The sequence below is a fragment of the Citrobacter arsenatis genome, assembly GCF_004353845.1.
GTDB lineage: Bacteria > Pseudomonadota > Gammaproteobacteria > Enterobacterales > Enterobacteriaceae > Citrobacter > Citrobacter arsenatis.
The window spans coordinates 70,842-87,316 of record NZ_CP037864.1 but is presented as its reverse complement, the minus strand read 5'-3'; the positions used below and the strand labels follow the sequence as shown (position 1 = coordinate 87,316).

16 protein-coding genes are annotated in these 16,475 nt (G+C 51.8%); 1 reads left to right on the top strand and 15 read right to left on the bottom strand.

Features of this window, described 5'->3' with window-relative positions; all coding sequences use genetic code 11:
* Nucleotides 1–90: 90 nt before the first annotated feature.
* From wecG to trxA, 15 genes are all read right to left on the bottom strand, one after another.
* Nucleotides 91–831, bottom strand: a complete 741-nt coding sequence (wecG, locus tag E1B03_RS01360) for a lipopolysaccharide N-acetylmannosaminouronosyltransferase (RefSeq protein ID WP_103772000.1) — start codon at nt 829–831, stop codon at nt 91–93.
* Nucleotides 831–2,186 (bottom strand): ECA oligosaccharide polymerase, encoded by a 1,356-nt coding sequence (wzyE, locus tag E1B03_RS01355; protein WP_103771999.1) that lies wholly within the window; start codon nt 2,184–2,186, stop codon nt 831–833. Before wzyE ends, wecG begins: the two co-directional genes overlap by 1 nt.
* Nucleotides 2,183–3,262 (bottom strand): TDP-N-acetylfucosamine:lipid II N-acetylfucosaminyltransferase, encoded by a 1,080-nt coding sequence (locus E1B03_RS01350; RefSeq protein WP_133085577.1) that lies wholly within the window; start codon nt 3,260–3,262, stop codon nt 2,183–2,185. The genes wzyE and E1B03_RS01350 overlap by 4 nt, the downstream gene beginning before the upstream one ends.
* Nucleotides 3,259–4,509: a lipid III flippase WzxE gene (gene wzxE, locus E1B03_RS01345; protein ID WP_103771997.1), complete on the bottom strand. Its 1,251-nt coding sequence runs from the start codon at nt 4,507–4,509 to the stop codon at nt 3,259–3,261. The genes E1B03_RS01350 and wzxE overlap by 4 nt, the downstream gene beginning before the upstream one ends.
* A gap of 1 nt (nt 4,510) precedes the next feature.
* Nucleotides 4,511–5,641, bottom strand: coding sequence for a dTDP-4-amino-4,6-dideoxygalactose transaminase (rffA, locus tag E1B03_RS01340; protein ID WP_103772032.1), 1,131 nt, complete (start codon nt 5,639–5,641; stop codon nt 4,511–4,513).
* Nucleotides 5,642–5,645: 4 nt separating this feature from the next.
* Nucleotides 5,646–6,323: a dTDP-4-amino-4,6-dideoxy-D-galactose acyltransferase gene (gene rffC, locus E1B03_RS01335; RefSeq protein ID WP_133085576.1), complete on the bottom strand. Its 678-nt coding sequence runs from the start codon at nt 6,321–6,323 to the stop codon at nt 5,646–5,648.
* Nucleotides 6,301–7,182 carry a glucose-1-phosphate thymidylyltransferase RfbA gene (rfbA, locus tag E1B03_RS01330; protein ID WP_103771995.1) on the bottom strand — a complete coding sequence of 294 codons (882 nt, stop codon included), beginning with the start codon at nt 7,180–7,182 and terminating at the stop codon, nt 6,301–6,303. The genes rffC and rfbA overlap by 23 nt, the downstream gene beginning before the upstream one ends.
* 33 nt (nt 7,183–7,215) lie before the next feature.
* On the bottom strand, nt 7,216–8,283 hold the full coding sequence (rffG, locus tag E1B03_RS01325) for a dTDP-glucose 4,6-dehydratase (RefSeq protein WP_133085575.1): 1,068 nt from the start codon (nt 8,281–8,283) through the stop codon (nt 7,216–7,218).
* The gene (wecC, locus tag E1B03_RS01320; RefSeq protein ID WP_133085574.1) at nt 8,283–9,545 is read right to left on the bottom strand and encodes a UDP-N-acetyl-D-mannosamine dehydrogenase; all 1,263 of its coding nucleotides are present in this window, start codon (nt 9,543–9,545) and stop codon (nt 8,283–8,285) included. Before wecC ends, rffG begins: the two co-directional genes overlap by 1 nt.
* Nucleotides 9,542–10,672: a non-hydrolyzing UDP-N-acetylglucosamine 2-epimerase gene (wecB, locus tag E1B03_RS01315; RefSeq protein WP_103771992.1), complete on the bottom strand. Its 1,131-nt coding sequence runs from the start codon at nt 10,670–10,672 to the stop codon at nt 9,542–9,544. The genes wecC and wecB overlap by 4 nt, the downstream gene beginning before the upstream one ends.
* 55 nt (nt 10,673–10,727) lie before the next feature.
* Nucleotides 10,728–11,774 carry an ECA polysaccharide chain length modulation protein gene (gene wzzE / locus E1B03_RS01310; RefSeq protein ID WP_103771991.1) on the bottom strand — a complete coding sequence of 349 codons (1,047 nt, stop codon included), beginning with the start codon at nt 11,772–11,774 and terminating at the stop codon, nt 10,728–10,730.
* A gap of 12 nt (nt 11,775–11,786) precedes the next feature.
* On the bottom strand, nt 11,787–12,890 hold the full coding sequence (gene wecA / locus E1B03_RS01305) for a UDP-N-acetylglucosamine--undecaprenyl-phosphate N-acetylglucosaminephosphotransferase (RefSeq protein WP_103771990.1): 1,104 nt from the start codon (nt 12,888–12,890) through the stop codon (nt 11,787–11,789).
* A gap of 238 nt (nt 12,891–13,128) precedes the next feature.
* The gene (gene rho / locus E1B03_RS01300) at nt 13,129–14,388 is read right to left on the bottom strand and encodes a transcription termination factor Rho (protein ID WP_002437993.1); all 1,260 of its coding nucleotides are present in this window, start codon (nt 14,386–14,388) and stop codon (nt 13,129–13,131) included.
* An 87-nt stretch (nt 14,389–14,475) separates the two neighbouring features.
* Nucleotides 14,476–14,595, bottom strand: coding sequence for a rho operon leader peptide (locus E1B03_RS01295; protein WP_103772031.1), 120 nt, complete (start codon nt 14,593–14,595; stop codon nt 14,476–14,478).
* A 130-nt stretch (nt 14,596–14,725) separates the two neighbouring features.
* Nucleotides 14,726–15,055: a thioredoxin TrxA gene (trxA, locus tag E1B03_RS01290; protein WP_001280776.1), complete on the bottom strand. Its 330-nt coding sequence runs from the start codon at nt 15,053–15,055 to the stop codon at nt 14,726–14,728.
* A 143-nt stretch (nt 15,056–15,198) separates the two neighbouring features.
* Here trxA and rhlB point away from each other — a divergent pair, with 143 nt between their 5' ends.
* Nucleotides 15,199–16,467, top strand: a complete 1,269-nt coding sequence (rhlB, locus tag E1B03_RS01285; RefSeq protein WP_133085573.1) for an ATP-dependent RNA helicase RhlB — start codon at nt 15,199–15,201, stop codon at nt 16,465–16,467.
* The last annotated feature ends 8 nt before the right edge of the window (nt 16,468–16,475 follow it).

Sequence of the window (16,475 nt, the reverse complement as noted above, 5' to 3'; positions counted from 1 at the left end):
AATGAATAGATTGTGTGAGAAAGCAGCGATAATGTTGTGAATAAGTAGCGTAATTAGCAGATCACGCTACTTATCAGAGGAGAGAGGACGTCAGAGGTTGCCGGTGTAGTGCCAGCGGAGATAGCGTAGTAAGCGAAGCTGACGAGTGATACGGCTTGGCTGCGACAATAAACGGTACAGCCACTCCAGCCCCAGATTCTGCCAGATTTTAGGCGCACGCTTAACATGACCGGTAAAGACATCGTAGGTGCCACCCACGCCCATATACAGTGCTTCAGGGTGAGTCTTGCGGCAATCACGCATAAAGATCTCTTGTTTCGGCGAGCCCATCGCCACCGTCACAATTTGCGCACCGCTGGCATGAATGCGCTCAAACAAAGCCTGCCGCTGCTCCGGGGTAAAATAACCGTCCTGGCTACCTACAATGTTCACGCGCCACTGTGCACGCAGTTTGGCTTCCGTTTGTGCCAGAACGTCAGGCTTGCCGCCAATCAAAAAGACAGGCGTTCCTTCCTGCCCTGCTCGCGCCATAAGCGCTTCCCATAGGTCAGCGCCAGCCACACGTGAAATCTGCGCCTGCGGGAATTTTTTGCGCACCGAACGCACCACGCTAATCCCATCCGCATATTTGAACTCAGCGGCGTTAATCAGATCCCGCACTTCAGGGTTATCTTCTGCCGTCAGCATTTTCTCGGCGTTGATAGCGACCAGCGTTCCAGTCCTGAGGTATCCCTCGGCAAACAGGTAATTCAGCGCATGCTGCATATCGCGCCAGCCAATTAGTTGTAATCCGCGCAGCGAATAGAGTGGCGCAGTTGTGTTATCTGTCATTACGATCCTTCAATCTGTGTCCGGGGCAGCGATTTGATTCGTTTATGGATGAGTCCCGCGCTATCGAAAAGCCAGAACAGCAGTTTTGCCACCAGCAGACAAACGCCGAAAATCACGAGGAAAAAGACCACTCGAGAAACAAACGAATCCAGCCCTTCACGTGCCAAAACGATCATATTGAAAATGGCGCCAAAACAGAAACTGTGCAAAATCGCCGCCTTATAGCGATTAGTTTCCCGATTGCCAAGCTCATACAGCCAGTCGAACCACTTAATGATTAATCCGACGACAATCGCGCCTAACGGTATAAACAGCGCCCCGCCCATCACCACCAGTGAACCAATCAACGTCGGAGAAATCGCCAGCCCCGAGTGGTTGTTCAATACTTCCCAGGTAAAGTAGTTCGCTGAGTTGAGAACGATACTCGGCCGCCCAGGCCACAGCCAGGAGGGGATAAAGACGTAGAAGTCACGGACAATCGGCGCCAGCCCCTGGAACTCAATATTGTTATAGTTCTGCAGCAACAGCGCCAGATTCTCCCACGGCGAGAAGGTGTCTCGCGTAAGATACAGGAAAGTATAAAAGGCCTCGTCACCGCTAACGTTCATCCCGTAGCGCTTCAGCGCCAGCCAGAACATGCCGACAATACCCAACACGCCCGCGGCGGCCAGCATCCACAGCGAAATCCAGCCGCGAATAATGCCGATAAACAGGAAAATGGCAAACGCAATGATGATATTGGCGCGCGTCCCGCCAACAATCATATAGGTCAGTAATCCAAACGCGACGGTGCTCACCAGGAAGAACAACCACGCTTTGCTGTCCTGACGCAGGAAATAGATCACCAGCATTGCCGGAATGAAGAAGTAGAAGAAACGCTTCAGAGCGACCCCAGAGACTTCACTGGAAAAAATCTGGCTGTAGGATTGCAGTCTGAATAGCAGGAATCCGTTGTGCATAAAGAAGATGCCCACGCTTACCAACGCGATCGCCATCAGGATAACCCAGGTCAAATGGGCCTCAACGCGATTAATGGTAAACAGCGGCCTGCGCGGCTTATCTTCTACTCGCTTGCGCAGGCGCGTTTTATACGTCACGTAGTAGACGGCATAGAAACAGGCGGCTGACAGCAAGGCCTGCAGCAGGATTTCAGGCGGAGCGACTGCCACATCAAAGCGGAACACCAGGATGCTGGTCAGCGGGAACCCAAAGAAGAACGTCAGTAAAAAAAGCAACGAGAAGAAAACATTGAAGTTAAAACGTACGCGACGGAATTCAAACCAGGTCAGCGTGGCGATAAACAAGGTGGAGAGCAACCAGACCACCAGCAGACCGCTGAATTGCATCAGGCTCATGCGGTTTCTCCTGAAGCAATGCGCAGTGCGTTGTGCCACGGCAGCAGATAATTCGGGCTAAAGAAGGTGATTGTCTTTTTATCTACCGATGCCAACTGGCGCTGCGCTTCGCGTACGACACCTTCATTGAGCTCATCAGAAGTAAATAACACTGGGAGATTCTGTTCCACCATATCCTGCCAGAAGGGATTTTCACGGTTGAGCACGCACGGAATACCTGCCTGAATCAGCAAACATAAGGTGCCGATCCCTTGCTGACGGGCAAAAATAAAGTAACCCAAATCACACTGCCGCAATAACCTCAGATAGGCATCAAATTCCAGTTTTTCACTTAAAATTTGCAGATTATCAGTGCTAAATAATGCCAGACCCGCCTGACGAACCTTGTCGATATAGGCCGTATTATTGGCGGGATACCCCATCGGCACAATCACATTCACCGTGTCACCGAACTGCTGATGGACGGCACGCAATGCGGCAATATGTTCATTGCTGCGATCGCCAGAGTTGCCAACCAGCACCGTCATCTTGCCGCTGCGCTGACGCTCGCTGCTCATATTATTAAGCGAGGGATCCATCCGCGTCGGGAAATAAAGCAACTCACCGCGCACACGCGGGTGTTGCTCGGCGAAATAGCGCAAATCACCCCGCGTGGCAAATACGCAGCCCACACGGTTCTGCGCCATACGGCGAATCGGGTAAAACAGGCGGAATTTCAGCCCACTGGAGACTTCGTATAAATCGGCCCCCCAGATATGCCAGTAAAACTGCACCGGTTTAATCCCCCCGCTCAGCAGCGCCAGCCACAGACTGGTGTTGAACTGACCGTGGAAGAAGAATCGCTGTTGGCGATCCGCTTTCGCCTTTGCAATAACCGCGTCGGCCAACGCCTTTTTCCCACTATAGAAACTCAGCGATAACGCCGGGCAGCTCTCACTGAATCCCGCATCCTGACCTGCGACCATAAACGTGCGCGCGTGCTCGCTCGTCGCGGCCAGCGAGTCGTTGAAAAACCGCAGCACGGTTTGGTTATGGTGAGGGATATCCGATCCCAGAACGTGAATCAGTACAGTCATGCCCGCCTACGCCAGAGTAAAAATACGCCACAACAAAGAGAAAAATAGACGATATACGTTGCCATATAGGCCTGTGCCGCTCCCAACGCACCATGAGCAGGGATCAACCAGTGAGCAAACGCCGTCAATAACATGAACTGGCTAATTTCAGCCAAAATATAAAACCGCAGTGACGCTTTCGCGATCACCAGATACCCAAAGACATACGCCCCTACTTTCAGTACATCACCGACCAGTTGCCAGGCAAACAGATCGCGCATCGCGGTGAATTTAGCGGAGAAAAGCAGCCAGATAGCAAAATCACGCAGTAGCCAAACGGTAAAGCTCGCGGCGGCAACCGCCGGCAACACGAACTTCAGCGACTTAACCACCTCGCGCGTAATGTCGCGCTTTTCGGTCAGTCGCGATAACGTCGGCAGCAAGTAAACGCTGAATGAGGCGGTAATAAATTGCAGATAAGCATCAGAGATACTGCTCACCCCCTGCCAGATCCCCACATCATCCCAGCTGTACTGCGCCGCCAGCAGGTTTCGCATCATCACGTATGCTACAGGCAACGTTACGGAGGTAATCAGCGCCATTAACGTAAACTTGCTCAACTGCCCTGCCAGACCGTTGTCCCACGAGGGCTTCAGGTAATGCAGGGGGATCGCCCCGCGCTTAATCAGCATAATAGCGGCAGGGATAACGACCAGTGCAGGTACCAGCGCCAGCCCCAGCAAGGCACCTTCATATCCTCCCAGGCGATAACAGCCATAATAAGCCACAACGCCCACCAGGCTACCTACAATCAGCGACAGCGCATTTCCCGCCGCATCGCGAAAGCCCTTCATCAACGCCAGTAACAGGTTCGCCCAGGCAATGCCCATCTGCACCAGCGCAACCAGTCGAACCAGCCCCTGATAATGAGTATGACCAAATAATCCCTGACTGATTGGCGCGGCTGCCAGCAGGAAAATCACCGCCATCAGCGTAGAGAATCCCAGCACCATCGCGGAAGATGTCCCGACCACCTTTCGGAGTTGGGTCGGATCGTCATGGTGCTGCGCAACGTATTTCGTAACGCCGTTGAAAATGCCGGCTCCTGCCAGCACGCCAAGCACGGTGACCATCTGGCGGAAGTTACCCGCCTGCCCCACACCTGCCGGGCCAAATGACACCGCCAGCAGCTTCACAACCAGCAAACCCGCACCAATTTTTACCAGCGTACTGGCTGCCGTCCATAAGGACGCTTTTGCAAGCGACATATCAGGAGAAGTAATTGAGTAAGGTCGAGATTACCGTTCGCTGGTTAACCGGCGACAGGTTATAGAACAGCGGTAAACGCAGCAGACGCTCGCTCTCTTTGGTGGTGTAACGATCAACACCGGCAAACTTGCCAAATTTATCGCCAGCCGGGCAATCATGCAGCGGGATATAGTGGAACACCGCCATAATTTCGGCTTCTTTGAGGAAGTTAATCAACGCGGTGCGATCGTCGATATCGCGCAGCTTGATATAAAACATATGGGCATTCTGCACGCAGTTTTCCGGGACAGCAGGCAGCTCAATACGTCCGGCACGCGCCAGCGGTTCGAGGGCATCATAGTAATTCTGCCACAGCGCCAGACGCTGCTGGTTAATACGGTCAGCCGCTTCCAGTTGCGCCCACAAATAAGCGGCCTGTAGATCGGACATCAGATAGCTGGAGCCGATATCACGCCAGGTATATTTGTCTACCTGACCACGGAAAAACTGGCTGCGGTTTGTCCCTTTTTCGCGGATGATCTCTGCTCGTTCGACTAATTTTTTATCATTAATCAGCGTCGCGCCACCTTCACCGCCTGCGGTGTAGTTTTTGGTCTCATGGAAGCTAAAGCAGCCAATATGACCAATCGTCCCCAGCGCCCGACCTTTATAAGTCGACATCACGCCCTGAGCCGCATCTTCCACCACATACAGGTTATGTTTAGTAGCCAGCGCCATAATGGTATCCATTTCGCAGGCCACGCCCGCGTAATGTACCGGCACAATCGCGCGGGTTTTATCGGTGATCGCCGCTTCAATCAGCGTTTCATCAATGTTCATGGTATCCGGGCGGATATCAACAAAGACGATTTTCGCCCCGCGCAGCACGAAGGCATTGGCCGTGGAGACAAACGTGTAGCTCGGCATAATGACTTCATCACCAGGCTGAATATCCAGCAGCAATGCCGCCATCTCAAGCGATGCGGTACAGGAGGGCGTCAGCAGCACTTTCTCGCTGCCAAAATGCTGCTCCAGCCACTGCTGACAGCGGCGGGTAAAGCCACCGTCACCACACAGTTTGCCGCTGTTCATCGCGGACTGCATGTAATCGAGTTCAGTTCCCACCACCGGCGGTGCGTTAAATGGAATCATCATGTCACCTGTATAACCAATACGCGGTGCTTTCCACATTCGCACCACTGTGTATATAACGTTTAAGCGCGGCTGTGTTGCCCATTTGGGTCGCCACGCGCACTATTTTTTTACCGCGAGCCTGCGACCAGCAAAGCGCTGCCTGCATCAGTTCCGCGCCCGCACCATGCCCAGCCAGCAGGCCTATTCGCGCCTCGGTCGTATTCAGTTCGCGCAGCGAGACATAACCACGAATATCCCCTGTCGATGCGCGTAAAACGAGGCATTGGTGATCGAACGTCCCCAGCACCGCGTTTTCAATCCACTGCGCATAAAAACGCGAACTGGCATCGGCGGCATACCACGGGGCGCGAAAACGGCTTTGCGCGAACGCTTGTTCCGCCAGGCGGCGTAATGCCGGGATATCCGCAGTTTGAGCGATCTGCGCACCAGGATCGCCGCTGGCATACGTCACCGGCAGTACAAAATCCACTTCACCTTCGACCAGTGAGAACCCCAACTGCTGCAGGGCATCCAATTCTTGGGTATTGGCGGCAGGTATTTTTGCCTGTACTCGCGACCAGGGCTGCAACGCATCCGTGGTCAGAACCGGCGCGCGTTGGTCAACACGGACAATGGCGCTATTCACGCCAAAGAACGTATTTTCCCAGCTAAGCGGCTCAATACTGGCGCGGACGAGCACGGAGCAGCTCCAGCAGGTATTGGCCATAACCCGTTTTGGCCAGTGAACTAGCGGCACGCTTCACGCCTTCGTCATCCAGCCAGCCGTTACGCCAGGCGATTTCTTCCAGACAGGCTATTTTAAAGCCCTGGCGTTTTTCCACCGTCTGCACAAACGTGCTCGCTTCAATCAAACTGTCATGCGTACCGGTATCCAGCCAGGCAAAGCCACGCCCAAGCAATTCGACCGTAAGATGCCCGTCCTCAAGATACATCTGGTTGATAGACGTAATCTCCAGTTCCCCACGCTCAGAAGGTTTCACGCGTTTTGCGTATTCCACCACTTTGCTGTCATAGAAATAGAGACCTGTTACCGCCCAGTTAGATTTTGGCGTTTTCGGCTTCTCTTCCAGAGAAACTGCGCGAAAATTGTCATCAAACTCCACAACACCAAATCGCTCAGGATCCATCACCTGATAACCAAACACCGTCGCGCCTTGCGTCCGGGCGGCTACGTGGCGTAATTTTGGACTGAAGCCCTGACCAAAGAAGATATTATCCCCTAACACCAGACATGACGGCTCACCGTTAAGGAACGATTCACCGATAATAAACGCCTGCGCTAATCCATCCGGGCTCGGTTGCTCAGCATAGTGCAATTCAATGCCGAACTCAGACCCATCGCCCAGCAAGCGCTGGAAATAGCCTTGATCTTCCGGTGTGGTGATAATCAGGATTTCACGAATTCCTGCCAGCATCAGTACCGATAGCGGGTAGTAAATCATCGGCTTATCGTAAATGGGCAATAGCTGCTTCGATACACCACGCGTAATGGGATACAGGCGAGTACCTGAGCCACCCGCCAGAATGATACCTTTCATGCGTTGTCTCCTCCGGGAGCCAAAACCAGGCAATTAGCCCTTCAGACCTAAACGTTCACCCTGGTAACTGCCATCCTGCACGGGCTTCCACCATGCCTGATTATCCAGATACCACTGCACGGTTTTGCGCATTCCGCTTTCAAACGTTTCCTGAGGCACCCAGCCCAGTTCACGCGCAATTTTCGACGCATCAATGGCGTAACGCAAATCATGTCCTGGGCGATCGTCCACAAAAGTGATCAAGTCGCGGTACCGCGCAGTGCCCTGCGGTTTTTGCGGTGCCAGCTCTTCCAACAGGCTGCAAACCGTTTCGACAACATCCAGGTTTTTACGCTCGTTATGACCACCAATATTATAGGTTTCCCCAACCGCACCCGTTGTCGCCACGCAATAGAGCGCCCTGGCGTGATCTTCTACATACAGCCAGTCACGGATCTGTTGCCCATTGCCGTACACCGGCAGCGGTTTTCCCGCCAATGCGTTGAGGATCATTAGAGGAATCAGTTTTTCCGGGAAATGGTAGGGACCATAGTTGTTAGAACAGTTGGTAATGAGCGTTGGCAGACCATAGGTACGCAACCATGCGCGAACCAGATGGTCGCTGCTGGCTTTCGACGCGGAATAAGGGCTGCTCGGCGCATACGGCGTGGTTTCGGTAAAGAAATCATCAGTGGAATGGAGATCGCCATACACCTCGTCAGTCGAGATATGATGAAAACGAAACGCTGATTTTTTATCGCCGGCTAATGCACTCCAGTAAGCGCGCGCTGCTTCCAACAGCGTGTAGGTCCCCACTATGTTGGTTTCGATAAAGGCAGCCGGGCCGTCGATAGAGCGATCGACATGGCTTTCTGCCGCCAGATGCATCACGCAGTCTGGCTGGTATTGTTGAAATACCCTGTCGAGCGATGTCCGATCGCAGATATCGACTTTCTCAAAGGAAAAACGGGGATTCTGTGCAACCGGCTCCAGCGACATCAGGTTTCCGGCGTAGGTCAGCTTATCGACCACCACTACCGCATCCTGGGTCTCCTGAATGATATGCCGTACAACCGCCGAGCCGATGAATCCCGCTCCACCGGTAACCAGAATTCGTCTCATTAGCGCCAAACCCCTTTGGTATCAACAATGTACTGCTGTTGAACCGCATCGCCTTTAATGGCTTTAAACTCATTATGGTCGACCAGCATAACCAGCACATCGGCACTTGCCAGCGCGTCGCCCAGTGTCGCCAGTCGGCAAATGCCGTCCAGTTTTTTCGGCAGTTGATGGATGTTCGGTTCCACCACCAGCGTTTCGCCTTTGTGCCATTGCGCGATACTTTGCGCAATGCCCATCGCCGGGCTTTCTCGTAAATCGTCAATATTCGGTTTGAATGCCAGACCAAAACAGGCAATTTTCACATCGCTGGCCCGTTTGTTGGTGTCAGCCAGACAGTCGGCTACAGCGGCCTTTACCCGATCGACCACCCAATGAGGCTTACCATCGTTTACCTCTCGCGCAGTGCGGATCAATTTCGCCTGCTGCGGATTTTGCGCCACGATAAACCACGGATCGACAGCGATACAGTGTCCACCCACGCCCGGCCCCGGTTGCAGAATATTTACACGCGGATGACGATTTGCCAGACGAATCAGTTCCCAAACGTTAATCCCCTGATCGGCACAAATTAGCGACAGCTCATTGGCGAAGGCGATATTAACGTCACGGAAGCTGTTCTCAGTCAGCTTGCACATTTCCGCGGTGCGGGCGTTGGTCACCACACATTCACCCTCAAGGAAGATGTTGTACAGCTCGCTGGCGCGTGCGGAGCAGACGGTGGTCATTCCGCCAATTACGCGATCGTTTTTGATCAGCTCAACCATGACCTGTCCCGGCAGCACACGCTCTGGGCAATAAGCAATGTTAACGTCAGCCTGTTCACCGACCTGCTGCGGGAAAGTCAGATCGGAGCGCATTTCTGCAAGCCATGCGGCCATCTGTTCAGTTGCCCCAACGGGTGACGTTGATTCCAGAATCACCAACGCACCTTTTTTCAGCACTGGCGCAATAGATTTCGCCGCGGCTTCTACATACACCATATCGGGTTCATGATCGCCCTTAAACGGAGTGGGCACAGCAATCAGATAGGCATCAGCATCTACAGGTGCCGTGGTCGCACGCAGAAATCCATTTTCAACCGCCGTTTTCACCACCGCACCCAGATCCGGCTCGACAATGTGAATTTCACCGCGATTAATAGTATCCACCGCATGTTGGTTTACATCTACGCCAATCACATGTTTTTGACGGGAAGCAAACGCAGCCGCCGTTGGCAGTCCGATATATCCCAGCCCAATGACAGAAATAGTCGTAAAACTCATAGCGATATCCGATTATTTTTTAACGCGTGTAAAATGCGATCACATGCCTGCCCGTCACCATACGGGTTATGGGCGCGGCTCATGGTTTGATATTCATTGTCGTCATGCAGCAAACGCGTGACTTCTTCGACAATACGCTGCGGGTCTGTCCCCACCAGACGTACCGTACCTGCAGTAATGGCTTCCGGACGCTCAGTTGTTTCGCGCATCACCAGCACGGGTTTCCCCAGCGATGGGGCTTCTTCCTGAATCCCGCCAGAATCTGTAAGGATCAGCCAGGCGTGGTTCATCAGCCAGACGAATGGCATGTAGTCCTGCGGTTCAATCAGAATCACATTTTCAACGTGGCCCAGGATGCGATTGACCGGCTCGCTGACGTTAGGGTTCAGGTGTACCGGATAGACAATCTGCACATTTTGATTAGCCGCAGCAATTTCCGCCAGCGCGTGGCAGATGTTTTCAAAGCCGCGGCCGAAGCTTTCCCGACGATGACCGGTCACCAGTATCATCTTTTTATCTGAACTTAGGAAAGGATAATGCTCAGCCAGTTCCGCCCGCAATGCATCGCTCGCTAGCACACGGTCACGAACCCAGATCAACGCATCAATAACCGTATTGCCCGTGACGAAAATACGATTTTCGGGAATATTTTCCCGTAACAGATTTTGCCGCGAGTTTTCTGTTGGCGCAAAATGATACATCGCCAGGTGCCCGGTCAGCGTACGGTTCGCCTCTTCCGGCCAGGGAGAGTAGAGATCGCCGGTACGTAAACCAGCCTCGACATGCCCTACAGGAATGCGCTGATAGAATGCAGCCAGACTGGTGGCGATGGTGGTCGTGGTATCGCCGTGAACCAACACCACATCAGGTTTAAAATCAGCCAGAATTGGCTTTAAGCCTTCCAGTATTCGGCAGGTAATTTCTGTGAGTCCCTGACCTGGCTGCATAATATTGAGATCGTAGTCAGGTACAATGGAAAAGAGGTTCAACACCTGATCGAGCATCTCCCGATGCTGCGCCGTGACGCAAACTTTTGCCTCAAAATCAGGATCTTTTGCCAACGCATGAACCAGAGGAGCCATTTTGATGGCCTCCGGTCGCGTGCCAAATACAGTCAGTACTTTCACATCGATTCTCTTCGGATTGGCAGTGAGGGCCCAGCCCCTCACTGCAACGGTATGGCTAAATCGCGCGGCGACGGGTTAACGCGACACCAGCACCGATCAGAGCCCCTACGATGCCCCACATAATCATCAGGAAGGCACGACGAGGGCTGTCACGTTTTACCGGCTCCTCCGGCGTACGCAAATAACGATAGGTCTGAAAACGCGGATCCAGAGTCGGCCCAACGTTCAGAGTGTTAAGCATGGCTCGGTTTTGGAAGTAGTCCAGATCGAAGTCAGGACCAACGGACTGCAAATTTTCGAGTCTCGCTTGCAGCATCGGACGTCCAAGCAAAAACAGTTCAGAATCAGGTAATTCTTCGGCCGGAACATCTGTGGAATTACGAGAAATATTATGCTGTTCAGCAATTTTGAGCGCCTGCTCAATGTTGTGAACTCGGCGAGAGAATATCGACTTCGCCACTTCTTCCTGACGTTTAACCTGCGCCTTCATCTGAACAGTGCGCGCAGCCCAGGCTCCCTTTAACTCGTCATTCAAATGACGCGCTGCGCGCTGGCTGGCAAACGCGACGTACTGACGCAGCAGATTGTTGGCATCTGGTGCCGTCTCGGCAATCAGCTTCACGCTGTCATTGGTATTACGTAACGCATCGCCAGGCATAAACTGAATGTTATTGATCAGTTCATCCAGCATCGCCGCATCGGCTTTACTGTTACCCACCATACGTTGCTTATAGTAATCAGTCTGCTGCCAGAATTCACGGCGTGTATCCCAGGAGGCAAGTTGCATAATGAATTCTTTATAGGCTTCATCCATCACCGACGGCTGGTCCGCAGATGCAAGACTGGCCTTGATATCCAGGTTACGCAAAAACTGCTGCTGAGAGTAATAACCGCCCAACATATTGACCGTTGGCCTGTCTGAAATCGCCGTCGCGCTCCACTCTTGACGAGCAAAAAACGTATAGGCGAGAGCGACTATCGCGAAGGCGAGCGCTACACCGACGATCCACACCTTCCCTGCCCACAAGGTACGAAACAACCCACGGATATCCAGTTCATTTTCAGCGCTCATGGCGTGTTCCCCCGGTAATGGTTGTGTCATCGTACCCTCAATTTATTTGGTTAAGTTTGGTTTACTTTCACGGTTTCTACGCAGCTTGCGCTTCACGCGTTTGATAAATCTCGCTACCTTCCAGGCTCGTTTAATACAATAGTCGTATAAAACAAATGCCAGTAAAAAGAGCACCAGCATCACCCATTCCGGAACGATCCGGGAATATTCAGCCAGTACGCCGATTGCAGCCAGAATCGCGGCAGCCAACGTAATCAGGACAAAAGCCTGTCGGGAAGTAAACCCGGCGCGCATGATTAAGTGATGAATATGTTGGCGATCTGGGGAGAAAGGACTCATACCTTTACGTAAACGACGATACATAATCGCCACCATATCCATTAGCGGAATGGCGATAATCCACAGAGCGGTGACCGGGCTAATAGGATGCGTTTTTCCTTGAGTGGTCTCCAGCAGGATCCAAATTACAGTGAAGCCAATCAGTGTACTGCCCGCATCGCCCATAAAGACTTTATAGCGGCGTCCGAGAATACCCAGGTTCAACATGATATAAGGCAAAATGGCGGCGATCATGGCAAAACACCAGATAGCCAGGCTCGTCTGTCCGTCAAACCACAGGATAAGGCCCATCGCTCCAAATGAAACGCTGGATAACCCACCTAACAGGCCATCGATCCCATCCACCATATTAAAGGCGTTAATCGCCGCCCAGACGGCAAAAAGGGTAAGGAAATAACCAAAGGGACCGAGCACCATCTCCCAGGGACCAAAAATATACCCAAGGCTTAACAGATAGAGCTTACCAACAGCCATCATAATAATGCCGATAATGGCCTGGACGGTCGCGCGAATTTTTACACTGATATCAAAACGGTCATCCAGGGCACCGATAAATACCAATACCCCGGCACAGGCCAGGTAGAGAGTAGCATGCGGGATGTAATAATCGGCGATGAGGAATGTAAAGCAAATGCCTGCGTAAACCGAAATCCCTCCAACCAGCGGAATCAGTCCCTGATGACGTTTGCGGAAGTTGGGTTTATCCACCAATCCTATCTTTTTCGCAACCTTGCGGGCAAAGAAAAGAAACAGCGTTGTGAATAAAAAAATACTGATGAGATCAGTACTTGCTGTCAGTAAATTCACTATACATGCTCTCAAAGAATATCAATATATGAAGTATAACCATCGAGGCGCATATTCAGAAGAGAAACCCGATTCCATATCAGGTGGTTCTGTATGATTATTAACCACAAAATGCGATTTAGAACCCTTCTTCGCCTGGCGGTATGTCATACCGTATTATTATTATTGTGTCGTTAAGATTACATCCATAAAAGCAAAACGCCACGTAAAAACGTGGCGTTTTCAGATGATGCTCGGATCAGGAACGCTTCATCATATCGAAGAAGTCGTCATTGGTCTTGGTCATCGCCAGCTTGTTAATGAGGAATTCCATGGCGTCGATTTCACCCATCGGATGGATGATTTTGCGCAGGATCCACATTTTCTGCAGCTCTTCCTGAGTGGTGAGCAGCTCTTCTTTACGGGTACCGGAACGGTTGTAGTCGATAGCCGGGAAGACGCGTTTTTCAGCAATCTTACGAGAGAGATGCAGTTCCATGTTGCCGGTACCTTTAAACTCTTCGTAGATAACTTCATCCATTTTAGAGCCGGTATCGATCAGCGCAGTTGCGATGATGGTCAGGCTACCGCCTTCTTCCACGTTACGCGCAGCACCGAAGAAACGCTTCGGACGATGCAGGGCGTTAGCATCCACACCACCGGTCAGAACTTTACCGGAAGCCGGTACTACGGTGTTGTAAGCACGCGCCAGACGAGTGATGGAGTCAAGCAGGATGATAACGTCTTTCTTGTGTTCAACCAGACGTTTCGCCTTCTCGATAACCATTTCAGCAACCTGAACGTGGCGGGAGGCTGGTTCGTCAAAGGTAGAAGCAACCACTTCACCTTTCACCAGACGCTGCATCTCGGTAACTTCTTCCGGACGTTCGTCAATCAGCAGCACCATCAGCACGCAGTCCGGATGGTTGTAAGCAATGCTCTGCGCAATGTTCTGCAGCAGCATGGTTTTACCCGCTTTCGGCGGAGCAACAATCAGACCACGTTGGCCACGACCGATCGGCGATGCCAGATCCAGTACACGCGCCGTTAAGTCTTCTGTAGAACCATTACCACGTTCCATACGCAGACGAGAGTTTGCGTGCAGCGGGGTTAAGTTCTCAAAGAGGATTTTGTTACGGGCATTTTCCGGTTTGTCGTAGTTAACTTCGTTAACTTTCAACAGCGCAAAGTAGCGTTCACCTTCTTTCGGCGGGCGAATCTTACCAGAGATGGTATCACCAGTGCGGAGGTTGAAACGGCGGATTTGGCTGGGAGAAACGTAGATGTCATCAGGACCGGCGAGGTAGGAGCTGTCTGCAGAGCGGAGGAAACCAAATCCATCCTGCAATATCTCCAGCACACCGTCACCAAAGATATCTTCGCCACTCTTTGCGTGCTGCTTCAGGATGGCAAAAATAATGTCCTGCTTGCGCATACGAGCCAGGTTTTCAAGGCCCATATTTTCGCCGAGAGTGATCAGCTCAGAAACCGGCGTATTCTTTAATTCGGTAAGATTCATAATGGTGTGAGTTCTTAAACTTGGGGTAAATCTCGAACTTAATGTTGTGAATGGTATGGCAGGGTCATCCATGCCTGTTTACGGCCATCAACTCATGTCTGTTCGCTGTCTGGTCACGGGAAAGTACGCAGAACTGAAACGACAAGACGGATTGAATGATAAGCCAGAAATCTGTCCACTTCTCGCGCGAGAAACTACGGGAAGTATTGGATATAACTAGATTCAAACTTAATAAGGTATGTTTAATACGAAGTCAACACTAACTTAGCACGACTCAAGTCGGGCGTCCAGTCATCCGAATAATTTCGAACTATGGTCGCCCGATCATGAGACTTCCTTACGCTAAATTAGCGTCGAGGAATTCTTTCAACTGACCTTTGGACAGCGCGCCGACTTTAGTCGCCGCAACTTCGCCGTTTTTAAACAGCAGCAGGGTCGGGATGCCACGGATACCATACTTCGGCGCGGTGCCTGGGTTTTGGTCAATATTCAGTTTAGCAACCGTCAATTTGCCCTGATATTCGTCAGCGATTTCATCCAGAATCGGAGCGATCATTTTGCACGGACCGCACCACTCTGCCCAGAAATCAACGAGGATAGCTCCGTCCGCTTTGAGTACATCCGTGTCAAAACTGTCGTCAGTCAGGTGAATAATTTTATCGCTCATATTAACTCCACAGGAATAAGCCTGGTGCGTTGGTGTACCCTTAATCAACGACGTGTTGATGTAGCATTAACCAACTAAAGGTTGACTTTATTTCACCGGATACGCTTTCGTAAAGCAATAGTAAGCTGATATTCTACCACACTATGAGCAAAACACATTTAACAGAACAGAAGTTTTCCGACTTCGCCCTGCACCCAAAGGTGATAGAAGCCCTTGAAAATAAAGGCTTTCATAACTGCACGCCCATTCAGGCCCTCGCGCTGCCGCTAACGCTGGCAGGTCGTGATGTTGCAGGGCAGGCGCAAACCGGTACCGGAAAAACGATGGCGTTCCTTACGTCAACGTTTCATTATCTTCTCTCTCATCCCGCGATTGCCGATCGCAAGGTGAACCAACCGCGTGCGTTAATTATGGCGCCAACGCGTGAGTTAGCCGTGCAGATCCACGCCGACGCCGAGCCGCTGGCACAGACTACCGGTCTGAAATTAGGCCTGGCTTATGGCGGCGACGGTTATGACAAACAGCTGAAAGTGCTGGAAAGCGGCGTCGATATTCTTATCGGCACAACTGGTCGTCTCATCGACTATGCAAAACAGAACCACATTAACCTGGGCGCGATTCAGGTCGTGGTGCTGGATGAAGCCGATCGTATGTACGATCTGGGCTTTATTAAAGATATCCGTTGGCTGTTCCGTCGTATGCCGCCAACCACACAACGTCTGAACATGTTGTTTTCTGCAACCCTCTCTTACCGCGTTCGCGAACTGGCGTTCGAACAGATGAACAACGCCGAGTATGTAGAAGTTGAACCGGAACAGAAGACAGGTCACCGTATTAAAGAAGAACTCTTCTATCCTTCCAACGAAGAGAAAATGCGTTTGCTGCAAACGCTGATTGAAGAAGAGTGGCCAGATCGCGCCATCGTCTTTGCTAACACCAAGCATCGTTGTGAAGATATCTGGGGCAACCTTGCCGCTGACGGTCATCGCGTCGGTCTGCTGACCGGTGACGTGGCGCAGAAAAAACGTCTGCGTATTCTGGATGAATTCACCCGTGGCGATCTCGACATTCTCGTTGCGACGGATGTCGCCGCACGTGGTCTACATATCCCAGCCGTAACGCACGTATTTAACTATGACCTGCCGGATGATTGTGAAGATTACGTTCACCGTATCGGTCGTACCGGACGCGCAGGTGCAAGCGGTCACTCTATCAGCCTTGCCTGTGAAGAATACGCGCTGAATTTACCCGCAATCGAGACCTATATCGGCCACTCAATCCCGGTCAGCAAGTACAACCCGGATGCGCTGATGACCGATCTGCCGAAGCCGTTACGCTTAACGCGTCCACGCACAGGCAATGGCCCACGCCGTACCGGTGGTGCTCCGCGTAATCGTCGTCGTTCAGGTTAACGTAAGAT